Raw genomic sequence first — 13,695 nt, 5'->3', positions numbered from 1 at the left:
CTAAAACAACAACGAACTGGGGTATGACTGGTGAAAAAAATAATAGTAATTGCAATATTATTCATTACAATTGCTAGTGTAGTTTTTGGTATTAAGGTGTTTCAGGGGAAAGATTTTAAGAAAGAAAAGTCTTTTGAGATAAATAATATAAAAGAAATACAAGTAGACAATGAAAACTGGAATCTTGAATTTAAAAGTACAGACGCTAATAAAATAGTAATTTCCGCTCAAGGTGAACAAGCAGATAAAGAGATAGATCCCGTCAAAATAGAAAATGATGAAAATAAAATTATGGTTAAGCAAAAACAAGAGGCGAACAAATTTTTTAATGGTTTTACGTTTAGGAAGAAGAATAGTATATGTATAGCTATTCCGAAGAAAGAGATAGATAAAATTATAGTAAATAATAAATCGGGTGATGTGAAAATAAGAGATCTAGTAGTAAAAAGTATCATGACGAAAGGCAAATCTGGGGATGGAATGATTGTAGGACTATCAGCCGAGAAAGGTGAATTCATATCGCAAAGTGGAGAGTTAGTTGTAAAAGATAGTTCAGTACAAGAATTAAATATAAAGTCTACGACTGGTGATAACTATATAACAAATGTAAGTAACTCAAATATGAACATCACTTCAACATCTGGGGAAGTATTGCTGAAAGATATGACAGAAGGAAAATCATTATTTATAGAAACAAAATCAGGGGATATTGGCGTACGGTATAAAGGTGTCCCGGCATCATTGAAGCTTATGGCTAAAAGTAATTCGGCTGACGTAATAGTAGATTTAAAAGGACTTAAGAAAGATAAAAATACAGAAAAAATAAAAGTAGGAACGATTGGTGATGCAAAAAATGAAGCGAAGATTTTAAGTGAAACAGGAGTCATTTATATTGATTAAATCTTAGGAGGAAGGAGGACACTATCATGCTACATTTAATGAAGCTAGAATTGAAAAAGTTTAAGCTTGGTTGGTACGTGAAGAGAGCAATTATTGCAAATATTGTTATACTGGCATTAATGATCTTTGTGAGCATCATTGCTCAAGTAGAAGGTGATGCAGAAATAAGGAATCCAGAGACGATATTGTTAATGGCTAGCACAATAGTAAGAGCAACGTTTATTGTTTTTGGTAGTGTATTAATCGCAAGGCTAATAATTGGTGAATATAAAAATAAAACAATACTACTTATGTTTTCTTACCCTATTAATCGGAAGAAAATGATGGCTAGTAAGTTGGCTATTGCAGCAATAGTAACATTTATAACAGTTATTGTATCTAACATTTTAGTAGTAGGAGTTTTCTTTGGTATAGATAGCTATTTTTCAATTCTTCCTAATTCATTTACAGTAGATCAATTGATGCAAGAAGGAATAAAACTAGTTCCTTTGGCCATTGCAACTGCGGGGATGAGTTTAATCCCATTATATTTCGGAATGCGTAAACGTTCCGTGCCAACTACAATTGTTTCATCTCTTATCGTTGTCACAATTGCAATGAATGGCAACCCAGAGTTTTCTACAGCAACTTTTCTTCCCCTTCAACTAGCACTCGCAGCAATTGGAGTTGTGATTGCGTATTACGGCATTAAAAATATAGAGAAGGAAGATATAGCAGTATGATAAGAATACGTAAAAGGAGTTGGTGTTATACTAACTCCTTTTTTGTATATATATGCTTCGTTACTACTCTGTAAATTTAGAGTGTTTACTTAAATAATCTTGTACTCCTGGAGAAATGTTAAAGTTATTTGGACTTTTATATTCGATAGTAAACTCTCCGTCGGTACTTGTTTTAAAGGAGATCGCATAGCTATTCATTTTAGCATCGTAAGAAGTATTTTTGACTGCCGCATCTAAATCGAAGTATTTTGTAATATATTCTTTTGATTCCGTAATTGCTGTTTGTTTTCCCCAAGGGGTACCATAATAGGTGAAATAAAGAGATACACTAATAACTCCAATAATAGAAGTTAGTAAAATAGTTCCCATAGCTATTTTTTTATTTTTTGTATTCAATTTGGTTACCCCTCTTCTTAATATGTATTCATTTTAACCTATATATTCCATAAAACAACCATTTAGAAAAAATAGTTTCACATGAAACAAGTTACAGAAAAAGACAAGATGTGTAAACACCTTGTCTTTTTTGTCGTTACATTTTAGGAGCTTCCATTCCAGCCGCAGCCCATTCTTCTTTTGCGGGGCCATATACGCCAGGAACTGTTAAGCCGGCTTGTCGCATTAAAACCGTCATTTGCCCGCGGTGATGATTTTGATGATTAATAAGTGTCATTAAAAATATAGAATTCGGCATAGGGCGACCAAAGAAGTCATTAATAGTTGCTAAATCTTTATTAGTCCATTCGCTTTGAAGTGCTTCAACAAAAGCCGCATTCACTTTACGGTACTCATCTGCAATTGTTTTTGCAGAAGTTGGAACAGGATAATCTTTCGTTTCTCCTTCAAACTTTAGCCCTGTGCCAGATAGTATAACAGGAATTGCCGTCACGATATGCCAAGCGACTCTTCCTAACGTCCAATGTCCAGGTGCAATTTCTTGTGATAAAGATGCATCGGTTAATGAATCAAGCATTTTCTGAGTAGACTCTGCTTCGTATGTCCATGATTGCAAGAAGCCGTCAATGGTTTGGTACATAGTTATCCCTCCTATTTTTGTTCATAGATTAAATTCGTGAGAGATAATATAATCCCTGTTCCACAAGAAATAATTAATTAAGCATTGCTACAATATGAAAACAATTAGAAAATATTTGTAAAAGTGTCAGGAAACGAATGTGCTCATTCGTATATATAATGAATAAAGAATGGGATAAAGAGTGGTGATAAGGGTGAAGGATATAGAAATAGTAGAAGGTCTTCGAAAACAAGATATGTTAGCATTACATACAGCAATTGATCGATATGGAGATTTAATTTATAAGGTAGTTCATAGTATTTTAGATACGGCACAGAGTAAGGTGTTAACGGTTGTATGTGTTTTTATGGATCGTTATTATAATGAAGTTGATTTAAAAGTATGTGTATGGAATGAAGTAGCTTATATGAAAACAATATTAGACCGTAAAGGTGGAAGTGAGTTTCTGCATATAAAGTATAAAAATGATAAGGAATACGTATTATTGGGAAATGCTGATGATTACAGAGAGTTATTTCAAATAGTAGGTAGGTTGAAAATAGCGAATGGAATAGAATTGAGATTACAAGATAAGAAATTAAAGAGAAAGTTAACTTTAAAACGAAGTGTGTTCAATATAATCATGTATTCACTTGTTATATATATTATGTACAAAGCCTATATTAATTTTATGCCATAATAGGAAAAGACGGCTTCACATATATGAAGCCGTCTTTTAATTAACTTTCTTCCCACTCTTCCTCATCAACCATAAGAAATAAGGTGCTCCAAGTACAGCAACGACAAGGCCAGAAGGAATTTCTTTCGGATATGCGATTGTACGTCCAAGTAAGTCAGCAACAGAAAGAAGAATTGCTCCAAACAGTGCTGAGCAAACGAATAGTCTTTGATGGTTCATACCAACAACAATTCTTGCTAAGTGAGGTGCGACAAGGCCTAAAAAGGCAATTGTACCGACAGCAGCGATATTTACTGATGCAAGTAGTGTCGCTAGCACAATTAGAGCAAGACGTGTTTTATTTACTGGTTGCCCAAGTCCAGTTGCTAAATCGTCTCCCAGTACGAGAACGTCAAGTTGTTTTATTAAGAAAAAGATAATGAATACAAGAATTAGAGATGGATATAGAATGATATTTTCTAAGTGATTCCACCCTCTTGCATACGTACTGCCAGATAACCATGTTAAAGCAGCGGCAACATTCAAATTGGCTCTAACGATAAAGATTTGAATAATTGCTGAGCCAAGTGCAGAAATACCAATCCCTATTAAAGCGAGAGCTGTTGGACTAAATCCTGATTTCCAAGAGAAGAAGAGGACAATTCCAACTGCAAGTAGTCCGCCAATAAATGCACCAATTGGTAGGAAGAAACCAGGAAGTGCAGGAAAGACATACATAATCGTTAAAGCACCGACACCAGCTCCCGATGAAATACCAATAATAGAAGGATCGGCAAGTGGGTTTCGTAATATACTTTGGAAAACAAGCCCACTTATTGCAAGGCATGCGCCAGCAATAGCAGCAACGAGCATTCTTGGTAAACGAAGATTCATCATCATATTTTTGTCAAATTGTGTTAATTGACCTGATATAACATTAGTAATGCTTTCGATATAAGCGTTACTACCGATTGTAACACCAAGAGCAATCGTCACAATACAAAGTGTGATAGATATAATGATTACCTTTTTATAAGAGTAATAGCGGGAACTAGCTCCAGCTGCATTCGCACCGTTATCATTCATATATTGTTTCGACTTCATCATTCGATACACTAAGTAAATAAGCCAAGGAGATCCAATCATTGCTGTGACTGCCCCAACAGGAAGTTCTGCACCGGTTGGATCTATTAATCTACCGACAACATCTGCTCCAAGCAATAATACTGCCCCCCATAAGAAAGAAGAGAGAAGAAGAGTAAAGTGTTGACGGTATCCGATAAGGCGCATTAAATGAGGTGCAACTAAGCCGACAAAGCCAATTGGTCCAACAACAGTAACAATTACTGCTGTTAAAAAGATTGCAGCAATGAAGGCGATAAGACGTGTTACTGCTGTTTTTTCACCAAGAGAAATAGCAACATCATCACCAAGTAAGAGAATGTTGAGTTTACGAGACATAAATAGTAAAACTAGGAAAGAAATAATGATAAATGGAAAAGCAAATTGAACGCCATCCCAGTTATTTTGAATAAGAGAGCCAGCTCCCCATAAAAATAAACCAGCTGTTTCATTTTCATAGAAAAGCTGCATCGTTCCGGTAAAGGCAGAGAGCATTAATGTAACGACCATACCAGCTAATGCCATTCTAAGTGGGGTTCCCTTTTTTCCACCAGAAATACGGTATACAAATAAAGCAGTAATAGCACCACCGATAAATGTGAACAGAAGAGAATTAATTTGTAAATCTTTCGGTAAGAAAATTGTAGCCGCTACTAGAAAGAAATATGCGCCAGAGTGAATACCCATTGTACTGGATTCAGCAAGTGGATTTTTCGTTAACGTTTGTAAAATAACCCCTGATGCAGCAAGAGCGCCTCCAGCTAAAATGGCAATTACAGCTCTAGGTAATCGAAGCATGATTAAAGTTTGATGTTCTAGCGATTGGTTCGGTGAGATAAGAGCATCAATAATCATACTATAGGAAATGTTTGCTTGACCTTGTCCGATATGAATAAAGAAAAGGAGGAGCAAGAGAGCTGCTCCTCCTCCGAATACAAGACTTGCTCGAAGTGTACGTTGTAAGCTATTCATTGTGTAATCACTTCTTCGCTGTCATTACATCTGCTACTTGTGTTGCTAAAGATGTTGCAGACTCAGGACCACCGAAAATCCAAGTGTCGCCTTTTAATTTATACATTTTGTTTTCTTTTTTGAACTTTAATTCTTCCCAAGCAGGGTTGCCTTTTAGTTGCGTGTCAAAAATGTTATCTTCATCCGCTACAATGTAAATGAAGTTTGAATCTTGTACACTTTGTAATGATTCTACAGTTGTTTGTTTAAAACCATCTGGCTCAGATTTTCCTGCTTCAAAAGTATTTGTTAAACCTAATTTTTTTGTAACTTGTAAAGCTAAAGAATTGTCAGTTAAGATACGGAATGTTGGTACGTTTTTAGCAGTAAATGCTTGTGCCATTGCGATGTTTTTATCTTTTAAGTCTGCTTTCTCAATTTTTGCTTTTGCATCAGCGAATGCTTTATCCATATCAGCTAATACTTTTTTACCTTCTTCTTCTTTTCCAACTGCTTTTGCAATTTGTTTAAATGTTTCTGTCATTTCAGCAAAGTGATCGTTATTGCTTGTTGATGGATCAAACATAACTGTTGGTGCAATTTGCTCTAATTCATTTTTAATTGCTTTACCACGGAATGAAGCTGTGATAATTAAGTCTGGTTTTAAACGGCTAATTTCTTCTAAGTTTGGTTGTTGACGTGTCCCTACATCTACAACATCTTTACTTGGTTTTGTTTTTGTATTTACCCATTTATTATAATTCTTAATGTCTGCCATCCCTACTGGCTGAACACCAAGTGTTAATAAGTCTTCTGAATATACCCACTCAAGTACAACTACTTTTTTCGCTGGTTTATCTAACTTCGTTTCCCCTTCAGCGTGTTTAATTGTTATAGCTTGATTTTTATTGTCCGCTTTTGTTTCTTTTTTCTCCTCTTTTTGCTGTCCGCATCCAACAGCGAATAGAAGAACTACTATGAAAATACTGAGAATTTTCTTCATCTTTTGCCCCCAAATTAAGTGTTTTTTATAACTAGCACCATAAGTGAAAATAGTTATCAATTACAACACCCAAATCATACTATGAGGGTATTTTAAGTGTCAATATATTTTTAAAATTTTGACGAAAAATAACAAATTATATGAATTTTTATATATTATAGTCGTTATTTATCCCGCTATTTGTCCGGCTGTAAGATTCACATCTCAAAATTTGGATGGAGCAAAGAAGTTAGGTGGGAGTCGGGCTGATTAAAGTTTCACTTTATGGAGAGTAAGTCTCTTTACTAAAAATATTGGCGAATGTGAAAAGTTTAAATGGGAACTTGGCTGTGTACGAAAGTGTAATGTGTATGGTTAATAATCTGTGGAGAGGGGGCGAAAGTACAAGCAAAAGGAGTGAGAATCGCATGTAATAATTACTAGAATGTATGGAGGAAATCTGTGTTTTATCCCCGACTAGGCAAAGTATTTCTTTGTTATTTAGATAGGTGTTTTTTAATTCGGTGATTGCGCTAAAAAGATCGAATGTAAAGGAAGTGATCAACATGTCTTCATGGAGCAATAACATAAATGGATATTGTGGGTGTAATAATCAAAATGGTGTACATGTTGATTCATGCTGTTTTAGTTGCGATGGGACAGTTCCTAAGGTTGGTCCGACAGGTTCAACAGGTCCAACGGGAGCGACAGGCGACACAGGTCCAACGGGAGCAACGGGAATAACAGGAGCAACGGGTTCAACAGGAGCGACAGGTTCAACGGGAGCGACAGGTCCAACGGGAGCGACAGGTTCAACAGGCCCAACAGGAGCGACAGGCTCAACAGGTCCAACGGGAGCAACGGGTCCAACAGGAGCGACAGGAATAACAGGAGCAACGGGTTCAACAGGTCCAACGGGAGCGACGGGAATAACAGGAGCAACGGGTTCAACAGGTCCAACGGGAGCGACAGGAATAACAGGAGCAACGGGCTCAACAGGTCCAACGGGAGCGACAGGAATAACAGGAGCAACAGGCTCAACAGGTCCAACGGGAGCGACGGGAATAACAGGAGCAATAGGCTCAACCGGGGCTACAGGTACAAGTATCACGGCGACATATGCATTTGCAAATAATACCTCAGGAACAGCGATATCAGTACTTCTAGGTGGAACGAATGTCCCGCTTCCGAATAATCAAAATATTGGTCCAGGTATTACGGTTTCCGGGGGAAATACAGTATTTACGGTTGCAAATGCTGGGAATTACTATATTTCATATTCGATTAATATAACGGCTTCATTATTAGTTAGTTCACGGATTACAATCAATGGAGCACCACTTGCCGGAACAATCAATTCTCCTGCTGTAGCGACCACATCATTTAGCGCAACAATCATTACAACTCTTGCAGCAGGAGATGCTATTAGCTTGCAATTATTTGGTTTGTTAGCTGTCGCAACATTATCAACAACTACTCCAGGAGCAGTGTTAACGATAATAAGATTGAGCTAAGCCATAACTCTCTTACTCTTTTAAGATTAGGAGAGTTTCTACATATAATAAGAAGTTAATGAAGTAAAGCATAGTTATATAAAAGTCAGAATATTATGATTGTAACGTTATGGTGACTATAATATAATGAAAATAACCATCATGAATGAACATTCATTTATTTTTTATGTATTTGAAGGGGGAATGAAGGTGGAAAAACCATGGTTGAAAAGTTATCCAGAGGAAATTCCTAGTACGATTTCTTATGATATTCAGCCGCTTCATAGATATGTAGAACAGATGGCATCTCGCTACCCAGAAAAGAAAGCGCTTCACTTTTTAGGGAAGGATATTACGTTTTCGGACTTCCATGATAAGGTGAAGAGGTTTGCAAATTATCTTCAAAAGCTCGGTGTGGAAAAGGGTGATCGAGTTGCTATTATGTTGCCGAATTGTCCGCAAGCTGTAATTGGTTATTACGGCACATTACTTGCGGGAGGTATCGTAGTACAAACAAACCCACTGTATACAGAAAGAGAATTAGAATATCAGCTTCATGACTCGGGAGCAAAAGTAATTCTTTGTCTCGATTTAGTGTTTCCAAGAGTAACGAATGTTCAATCTGCTACAAAAATTGAGCATATTATCGTAACTCGTATTGCGGACTTTTTACCATTCCCTAAAAATCTATTGTATCCATTTGTGCAGAAAAAACAGTCAAATTTAGTTGTGAAAGTATCAGAGAGTGAAACGATTCATCTTTGGAATTCAGTAGAAAAAGAAGTGAATACGGATGTTGAGGTGCCTTGTGATCCTGAAAATGATCTAGCTCTTTTACAGTACACAGGAGGAACAACCGGATTTCCGAAAGGCGTTATGTTAACGCATAAAAACCTCGTCTCTAACACGTTAATGGGAGTTCAATGGTTATATAATTGCAAAGAAGGAGAAGAAGTCATTCTTGGGGTTCTTCCATTTTTCCACGTGTACGGTATGACGGCTGTTATGAATTTGAGTGTTATGCAAGGATACAAAATGGTCCTTATTCCAAAGTTTGATATGAAAATGGTTTTTGAAGCGATTAAGAAGCATAAAGTGACACTATTTCCAGGGGCACCAACTATTTATATCGCTCTTTTAAATAGCCCACTTTTAAAAGAATACGATATTTCTTCTATTCGTGCTTGTATTAGTGGGTCAGCACCACTACCAGTAGAAGTACAGGAAAAGTTCGAAACAGTTACAGGTGGTAAACTAGTAGAGGGATATGGTTTAACAGAATCCTCTCCGGTTACACATAGTAATTTTTTATGGGAAAAGCGGGTGCCAGGTAGCATTGGAGTTCCGTGGCCAGATACAGAAGCAATCATTATGTCACTTGAAACTGGTGAGGCATTACCGCCAGGAGAAATAGGGGAAATTGTAGTGAAAGGTCCTCAAATTATGAAAGGATACTGGAATAAGCCAGAGGAAACAGCGGCTGTATTGCAAGATGGCTGGCTCCATACAGGGGATGTTGGCTACATGGATGAAGATGGATTCTTCTATGTAAAAGATCGCAAGAAAGATATGATTGTCGCGAGTGGATTTAATGTGTATCCTCGTGAAGTTGAAGAAGTATTATATGAGCATGAAAAAGTGCAAGAAGTAGTGACAATTGGAGTTCCAGATCCGTACCGAGGAGAGACAGTTAAAGCATTTGTTGTGTTAAAAGAAGGTACGGAGTGCTCTGAGGAAGAATTAAATCAGTTTGCACGTAAATATTTAGCGGCTTATAAAGTGCCGAAAGTATATGAGTTTAGAGATGAATTGCCAAAAACGACAGTAGGGAAAATTTTACGCCGTGTTCTAATAGATGAAGAGAAGAGAAAGAATGAGGATGAGCAAACGGGCTAAGGCCCTTTCTTTTTGAAAAAATAGGATTGACACTTTTCTAAATAGTCAGTATTATAAGAATATGAATGACTATTCATTCAGTCATCTTCTTGAAGGGGACAGTAAAGTGAAGAAAAATAGACCGAAATACAATCAAATTATTGATGCGGCAGTCATTGTGATTGCGGAGAATGGGTACCACCAAGCGCAAGTTTCTAAAATCGCAAAGCAAGCTGGGGTAGCTGATGGCACGATTTATTTATATTTTAAAAATAAAGAAGATATATTAATATCCTTATTCCAAGAGAAGATGGGAGAATTTGTCGAAACAATTCGTCAAAAAACAGCAGGAATTGAAAGCGCTGTATCGAAGTTATTCATGTTGGTAGAAACGCACTTCTTGCTGTTGTCGCAAAATGATCCTCTTGCTATCGTTACGCAATTAGAGCTGAGGCAGTCCAATCAAGACTTGCGCCTTAAAATAAATGAAGTATTAAAAGGCTACTTACAAGTTATGGATGAGATTTTAGAGACTGGTATAAAACAAGGTGAATTTCAAGCAGATTTAAATGTTCGCGTGGCAAGACAAATGATCTTTGGAACAGTAGATGAAGTAGTGACCAATTGGGTAATGAGCGATCATAAGTATGATCTGGTCGCACTTTCAAAAACGGTACACGGGCTACTTATTGCAGCTTGTGGTTATCGTCAATAATGGGAGGGATCATGTTGAAATTCCTATCTGTAAGAGTTGAAGATCATATCGCGGTGGCGACATTAAATCACGCACCAGCGAATGCGATGTCTTCACAAGTTATGCATGACGTTACTGAATTAATTGATCAAGTGGAAAAGGATGATAACATTCGTGTTGTTGTTATTCACGGTGAAGGACGTTTCTTCTCAGCGGGAGCAGATATTAAAGAATTTACATCTGTTACTGAAGCGAAGCAAGCAACAGAATTAGCACAGCTTGGACAAGTTACGTTTGAGCGTGTTGAAAAATGTTCAAAACCAGTTATTGCGGCAATTCATGGAGCGGCACTGGGCGGCGGCCTTGAGTTTGCTATGTCTTGCCACATGCGCTTTGCAACTGAAAGTGCAAAACTTGGTTTACCTGAATTAACACTTGGATTAATTCCTGGCTTTGCAGGTACACAGCGCTTACCACGTTATGTTGGGAAAGCGAAAGCTTGTGAAATGATGTTAACAAGTACACCAATTACTGGTGCAGAAGCATTAAAGTGGGGACTTGTTAACGGATTGTTCTCTGAAGAATCTCTTTTAGATGATACGCTTAAAGTTGCAAAACAAATTGCTGGAAAAAGTCCAGCAACAACTCGTGCTGTACTAGAGTTATTGCAAACGACAAAATCGTCTCATTACTATGAAGGTGTACAACGTGAATCACAGATTTTTGGTGAAGTATTTACGAGTGAAGATGGAAGAGAAGGTGTAGCTGCATTTTTAGAAAAGCGTAAACCTTCATTTAGTGGCAGGTAGTTCAATTATTTTTTTAATATAAATTAACAGAAAATTAAAATTGATAGAATCTTTCTGGAAAACAAGGGGGTAAATGGAATGAACATCTACGTACTCATGAAACGAACATTTGATACAGAAGAAAAAATCGTAATTAAAAACGGTGCAATTTACGATGGCGAAGCGGAATTCATCATCAACCCTTACGATGAATATGCAATTGAAGAAGCAATTCAAGTAAGAGACGCACAAGGTGGAGAAGTTACAGTTGTAACAGTTGGTGGCGAAGATAGTGAGAAAGAACTTCGTACTGCATTAGCAATGGGCTGTGATAAAGCTGTATTAATTAATATTGAAGATGATGTAGAAAATGGTGACCAGTTCACGACAGCAAAAGTGCTTGCTGAATATTTAAAAGATAAAGATGCAGATTTAATTTTAGGCGGAAACGTTGCAATTGATGGTGCATCTGGACAAGTAGGACCACGCGTAGCTGAAGCGTTAAATATTCCGTATGTAACGACAATTACAAAACTTGAAATTGACGGTACAAATGTGAAGATTGAGCGTGATGTTGAAGGTGATACAGAAGTGATTGCAACTTCATTACCAGTTTTAGTAACAGCACAGCAAGGTTTAAATGAACCGCGTTATCCATCGCTTCCAGGTATTATGAAAGCGAAGAAAAAGCCGCTAGAAGAATTAGAATTAGATGATTTAGATTTAGAAGAAGATGATGTGGAAGCAAAGACAAAAACAATTGAAATCTATTTGCCTCCTAAGAAAGATGCAGGAAAAGTGTTACAAGGCGAGCTGCAAGATCAAGTAAAAGAACTTGTATCGTTGCTCCATACAGAAGCGAAAGTAATCTAATAAAATACGAAATTATATATGCAGGAGGGAAAATCTATGGCTCGTAAAGTATTAGTAATGGGTGAAGTTCGTGATGGATCGCTACGTAACGTTTCTTTTGAAGCGGTAGCAGCAGCAAAAACAATTGCAGAAGGCGGTGAAGTAGTAGGTCTTCTAATTGGAGACAGCGTTGCCTCTTTTGCAAATGAATTGATTCATTACGGTGCAGATCGCGTTGTGACAGTTGAAAATGATAAATTAAAATCATATACATCTGATGGTTATGCACAAGCGTTTTTAGCTGTACATGCTGAAGAAAATCCAGAAGGTATCGTTTTTGGACATACAGCACTTGGTAAAGATTTATCACCAAAATTAGCAGCGAAGCTTGAAGCTGGTTTAGTTTCTGACGTAACTGCTTTAGAGGTTGAAGGTGGAAATGTTATCTTCACTCGTCCAATTTACTCTGGTAAAGCATTCGAGAAGAAGATTGTAACAGACGGCATCTTATTTGCGACAGTGCGTCCAAATAACATTGCAACTCTGGAAAAAGATGAGTCTCGCAGCGGTGACGTATCTTCTATTACAGTTGATGTGAAAGATTTACGTACAATCATTCAAGATGTTGTCCGTAAAACAGCAGAAGGTGTGGATCTTTCTGAAGCAAAAGTTATTATCGCTGGCGGACGTGGTGTGAAGAGTGAAGAAGGCTTTAAGCCATTAAAAGAGTTAGCAGACGTACTAGGCGGCGCTGTTGGGGCATCTCGTGGTGCTTGTGACGCTGAATACTGTGATTACTCATTACAAATTGGTCAAACTGGTAAAGTTGTTACGCCAGACTTATACATTGCATGTGGTATTTCTGGTGCGATTCAGCATTTAGCAGGTATGTCAAACTCAAAAATAATCGTTGCGATCAATAAAGATCCAGAAGCAAGTATCTTTAAAGTAGCTGACTATGGTATTGTCGGTGACTTATTCGAAGTTGTACCTCTTTTAACAGAAGAGTTTAAAAAGTTAAAAGTACATTCATGATTTAAGTACCCTTGAGTTCCAAGTGAAGTACCCCTATATATAGAAAAAGGTGAGAGATCCCCTGTCTCTCATCTTTTTAGTATTTAATCCGTATTTTTATATAGTATAAAGGAACATTTTTTTGTTACAATACATAACGATACATATTATTCGCCACGTATATAAGTTAATGATATACTCTTGGTAGAATATACTTGAAGGAGGAAATAAAATGGCAATTGTAAACGCAAATGACCAAAGCTTCGCAGCAGAAACTAGCGAAGGTGTTGTATTATTAGATTTCTGGGCACCTTGGTGTGGACCTTGTAAAATGATCGCTCCTGTATTAGAGGAAATTGATGCAGAACTAGGCGAAAAAGTAAAAGTAGTAAAAGTAGACGTTGATGAAAACCAAGAAACTGCTCGTCAATTCGAAGTAATGAGCATTCCAGCTCTTTTCGTATTAAAAGACGGTAAAGTAGTTGATCAAGCGTTAGGTTACAAACCGAAAGAAGCGTTAGTAGAATTAGTTTCTAAACACTTCTAAAATAAAAAAAGCTACCATTTGGTAGCTTTTTTTATTTTCTTTTTTACAGTCTTTCCGTTAC

At 37.0% G+C, this 13,695-nt stretch carries 14 protein-coding genes; 10 read left to right on the top strand and 4 right to left on the bottom strand.

The window, feature by feature from the left end; all coding sequences use genetic code 11:
• Positions 1-30 precede the first annotated feature (30 nt).
• Both GBN91_RS03770 and GBN91_RS03765 read left to right on the top strand, forming a co-directional pair.
• Complete coding sequence (locus tag GBN91_RS03770) at positions 31-900, top strand: DUF4097 family beta strand repeat-containing protein (RefSeq protein ID WP_000721005.1); 870 nt, start codon at positions 31-33, stop codon at positions 898-900.
• Positions 901-926: 26 nt separating this feature from the next.
• Positions 927-1,622 carry an ABC transporter permease gene (locus GBN91_RS03765; protein ID WP_006917761.1) on the top strand — a complete coding sequence of 232 codons (696 nt, stop codon included), beginning with the start codon at positions 927-929 and terminating at the stop codon, positions 1,620-1,622.
• Positions 1,623-1,685: 63 nt separating this feature from the next.
• On the opposite strand, the gene GBN91_RS03760 is transcribed toward GBN91_RS03765, so the two are convergent.
• Both GBN91_RS03760 and GBN91_RS03755 read right to left on the bottom strand, forming a co-directional pair.
• Positions 1,686-2,018 (bottom strand): YfjL-like protein, encoded by a 333-nt coding sequence (locus GBN91_RS03760; RefSeq protein ID WP_001093295.1) that lies wholly within the window; start codon positions 2,016-2,018, stop codon positions 1,686-1,688.
• Between the two features lie 136 nt (positions 2,019-2,154).
• Positions 2,155-2,658, bottom strand: a complete 504-nt coding sequence (locus tag GBN91_RS03755; protein WP_000284954.1) for a DinB family protein — start codon at positions 2,656-2,658, stop codon at positions 2,155-2,157.
• 184 nt (positions 2,659-2,842) lie between these two features.
• On the opposite strand from GBN91_RS03755, the gene GBN91_RS03750 reads away from it, so the two are divergent.
• A complete protein-coding gene (locus GBN91_RS03750) occupies positions 2,843-3,337 on the top strand; it encodes a hypothetical protein (protein ID WP_002179947.1) in 495 nt (164 codons plus the stop codon).
• A gap of 36 nt (positions 3,338-3,373) precedes the next feature.
• On the opposite strand, the gene fhuB is transcribed toward GBN91_RS03750, so the two are convergent.
• Together fhuB and GBN91_RS03740 are read right to left on the bottom strand one after the other, a co-directional pair.
• A complete protein-coding gene (gene fhuB / locus GBN91_RS03745; protein ID WP_152121260.1) occupies positions 3,374-5,410 on the bottom strand; it encodes a Fe(3+)-hydroxamate ABC transporter permease FhuB in 2,037 nt (678 codons plus the stop codon).
• Positions 5,411-5,417: 7 nt separating this feature from the next.
• Entirely contained in the window at positions 5,418-6,392 is a 975-nt protein-coding gene (locus tag GBN91_RS03740; protein ID WP_025709894.1) for an ABC transporter substrate-binding protein, read from the bottom strand.
• A 545-nt stretch (positions 6,393-6,937) separates the two neighbouring features.
• Here GBN91_RS03740 and GBN91_RS03735 point away from each other — a divergent pair.
• From GBN91_RS03735 to trxA, 7 genes are all read left to right on the top strand, one after another.
• Positions 6,938-7,885 carry a BclA C-terminal domain-containing protein gene (locus GBN91_RS03735; protein WP_152121259.1) on the top strand — a complete coding sequence of 316 codons (948 nt, stop codon included), beginning with the start codon at positions 6,938-6,940 and terminating at the stop codon, positions 7,883-7,885.
• A gap of 189 nt (positions 7,886-8,074) precedes the next feature.
• Positions 8,075-9,760, top strand: a complete 1,686-nt coding sequence (locus tag GBN91_RS03730; RefSeq protein WP_000414743.1) for a long-chain-fatty-acid--CoA ligase — start codon at positions 8,075-8,077, stop codon at positions 9,758-9,760.
• Between the two features lie 106 nt (positions 9,761-9,866).
• Complete coding sequence (locus tag GBN91_RS03725) at positions 9,867-10,454, top strand: TetR/AcrR family transcriptional regulator (protein WP_000742223.1); 588 nt, start codon at positions 9,867-9,869, stop codon at positions 10,452-10,454.
• A gap of 11 nt (positions 10,455-10,465) precedes the next feature.
• Positions 10,466-11,242 (top strand): enoyl-CoA hydratase, encoded by a 777-nt coding sequence (locus tag GBN91_RS03720; protein ID WP_000911292.1) that lies wholly within the window; start codon positions 10,466-10,468, stop codon positions 11,240-11,242.
• A 78-nt stretch (positions 11,243-11,320) separates the two neighbouring features.
• Positions 11,321-12,094 (top strand): electron transfer flavoprotein subunit beta, encoded by a 774-nt coding sequence (etfB, locus tag GBN91_RS03715; RefSeq protein ID WP_001029028.1) that lies wholly within the window; start codon positions 11,321-11,323, stop codon positions 12,092-12,094.
• Positions 12,095-12,130: 36 nt separating this feature from the next.
• The gene (etfA, locus tag GBN91_RS03710; RefSeq protein WP_000101945.1) at positions 12,131-13,108 is read left to right on the top strand and encodes an electron transfer flavoprotein subunit alpha; all 978 of its coding nucleotides are present in this window, start codon (positions 12,131-12,133) and stop codon (positions 13,106-13,108) included.
• Positions 13,109-13,319: 211 nt separating this feature from the next.
• Entirely contained in the window at positions 13,320-13,634 is a 315-nt protein-coding gene (trxA, locus tag GBN91_RS03705; protein ID WP_001018943.1) for a thioredoxin, read from the top strand.
• The last annotated feature ends 61 nt before the right edge of the window (positions 13,635-13,695 follow it).

Origin of the sequence: Bacillus sp. B1-WWTP-T-0.5-Post-4, from assembly GCF_009183795.1 — a bacterium.
Classification (GTDB): domain Bacteria; phylum Bacillota; class Bacilli; order Bacillales; family Bacillaceae_G; genus Bacillus_A; species Bacillus_A cereus.
The sequence above is the reverse complement of the archived record's forward strand: the minus strand, read 5'-3'. Positions and strand labels throughout refer to the sequence as shown.

Excerpts from the sequence above, each read along its gene's own strand:
- GBN91_RS03765 (WP_006917761.1), top strand. The coding sequence starts at position 927 with ATGCTACATTTAATGAAGCTAGAATTGAAAAAGTTTAAGCTTGGTTGG.
- GBN91_RS03755 (WP_000284954.1), bottom strand. The coding sequence starts at position 2,658 with ATGTACCAAACCATTGACGGCTTCTTGCAATCATGGACATACGAAGCA.
- fhuB (WP_152121260.1), bottom strand. The coding sequence starts at position 5,410 with ATGAATAGCTTACAACGTACACTTCGAGCAAGTCTTGTATTCGGAGGA.
- GBN91_RS03740 (WP_025709894.1), bottom strand. The coding sequence starts at position 6,392 with ATGAAGAAAATTCTCAGTATTTTCATAGTAGTTCTTCTATTCGCTGTT.
- GBN91_RS03735 (WP_152121259.1), top strand. The coding sequence starts at position 6,938 with ATGTCTTCATGGAGCAATAACATAAATGGATATTGTGGGTGTAATAAT.
- GBN91_RS03720 (WP_000911292.1), top strand. The coding sequence starts at position 10,466 with ATGTTGAAATTCCTATCTGTAAGAGTTGAAGATCATATCGCGGTGGCG.
- etfB (WP_001029028.1), top strand. The coding sequence starts at position 11,321 with ATGAACATCTACGTACTCATGAAACGAACATTTGATACAGAAGAAAAA.
- etfA (WP_000101945.1), top strand. The coding sequence starts at position 12,131 with ATGGCTCGTAAAGTATTAGTAATGGGTGAAGTTCGTGATGGATCGCTA.
- trxA (WP_001018943.1), top strand. The coding sequence starts at position 13,320 with ATGGCAATTGTAAACGCAAATGACCAAAGCTTCGCAGCAGAAACTAGC.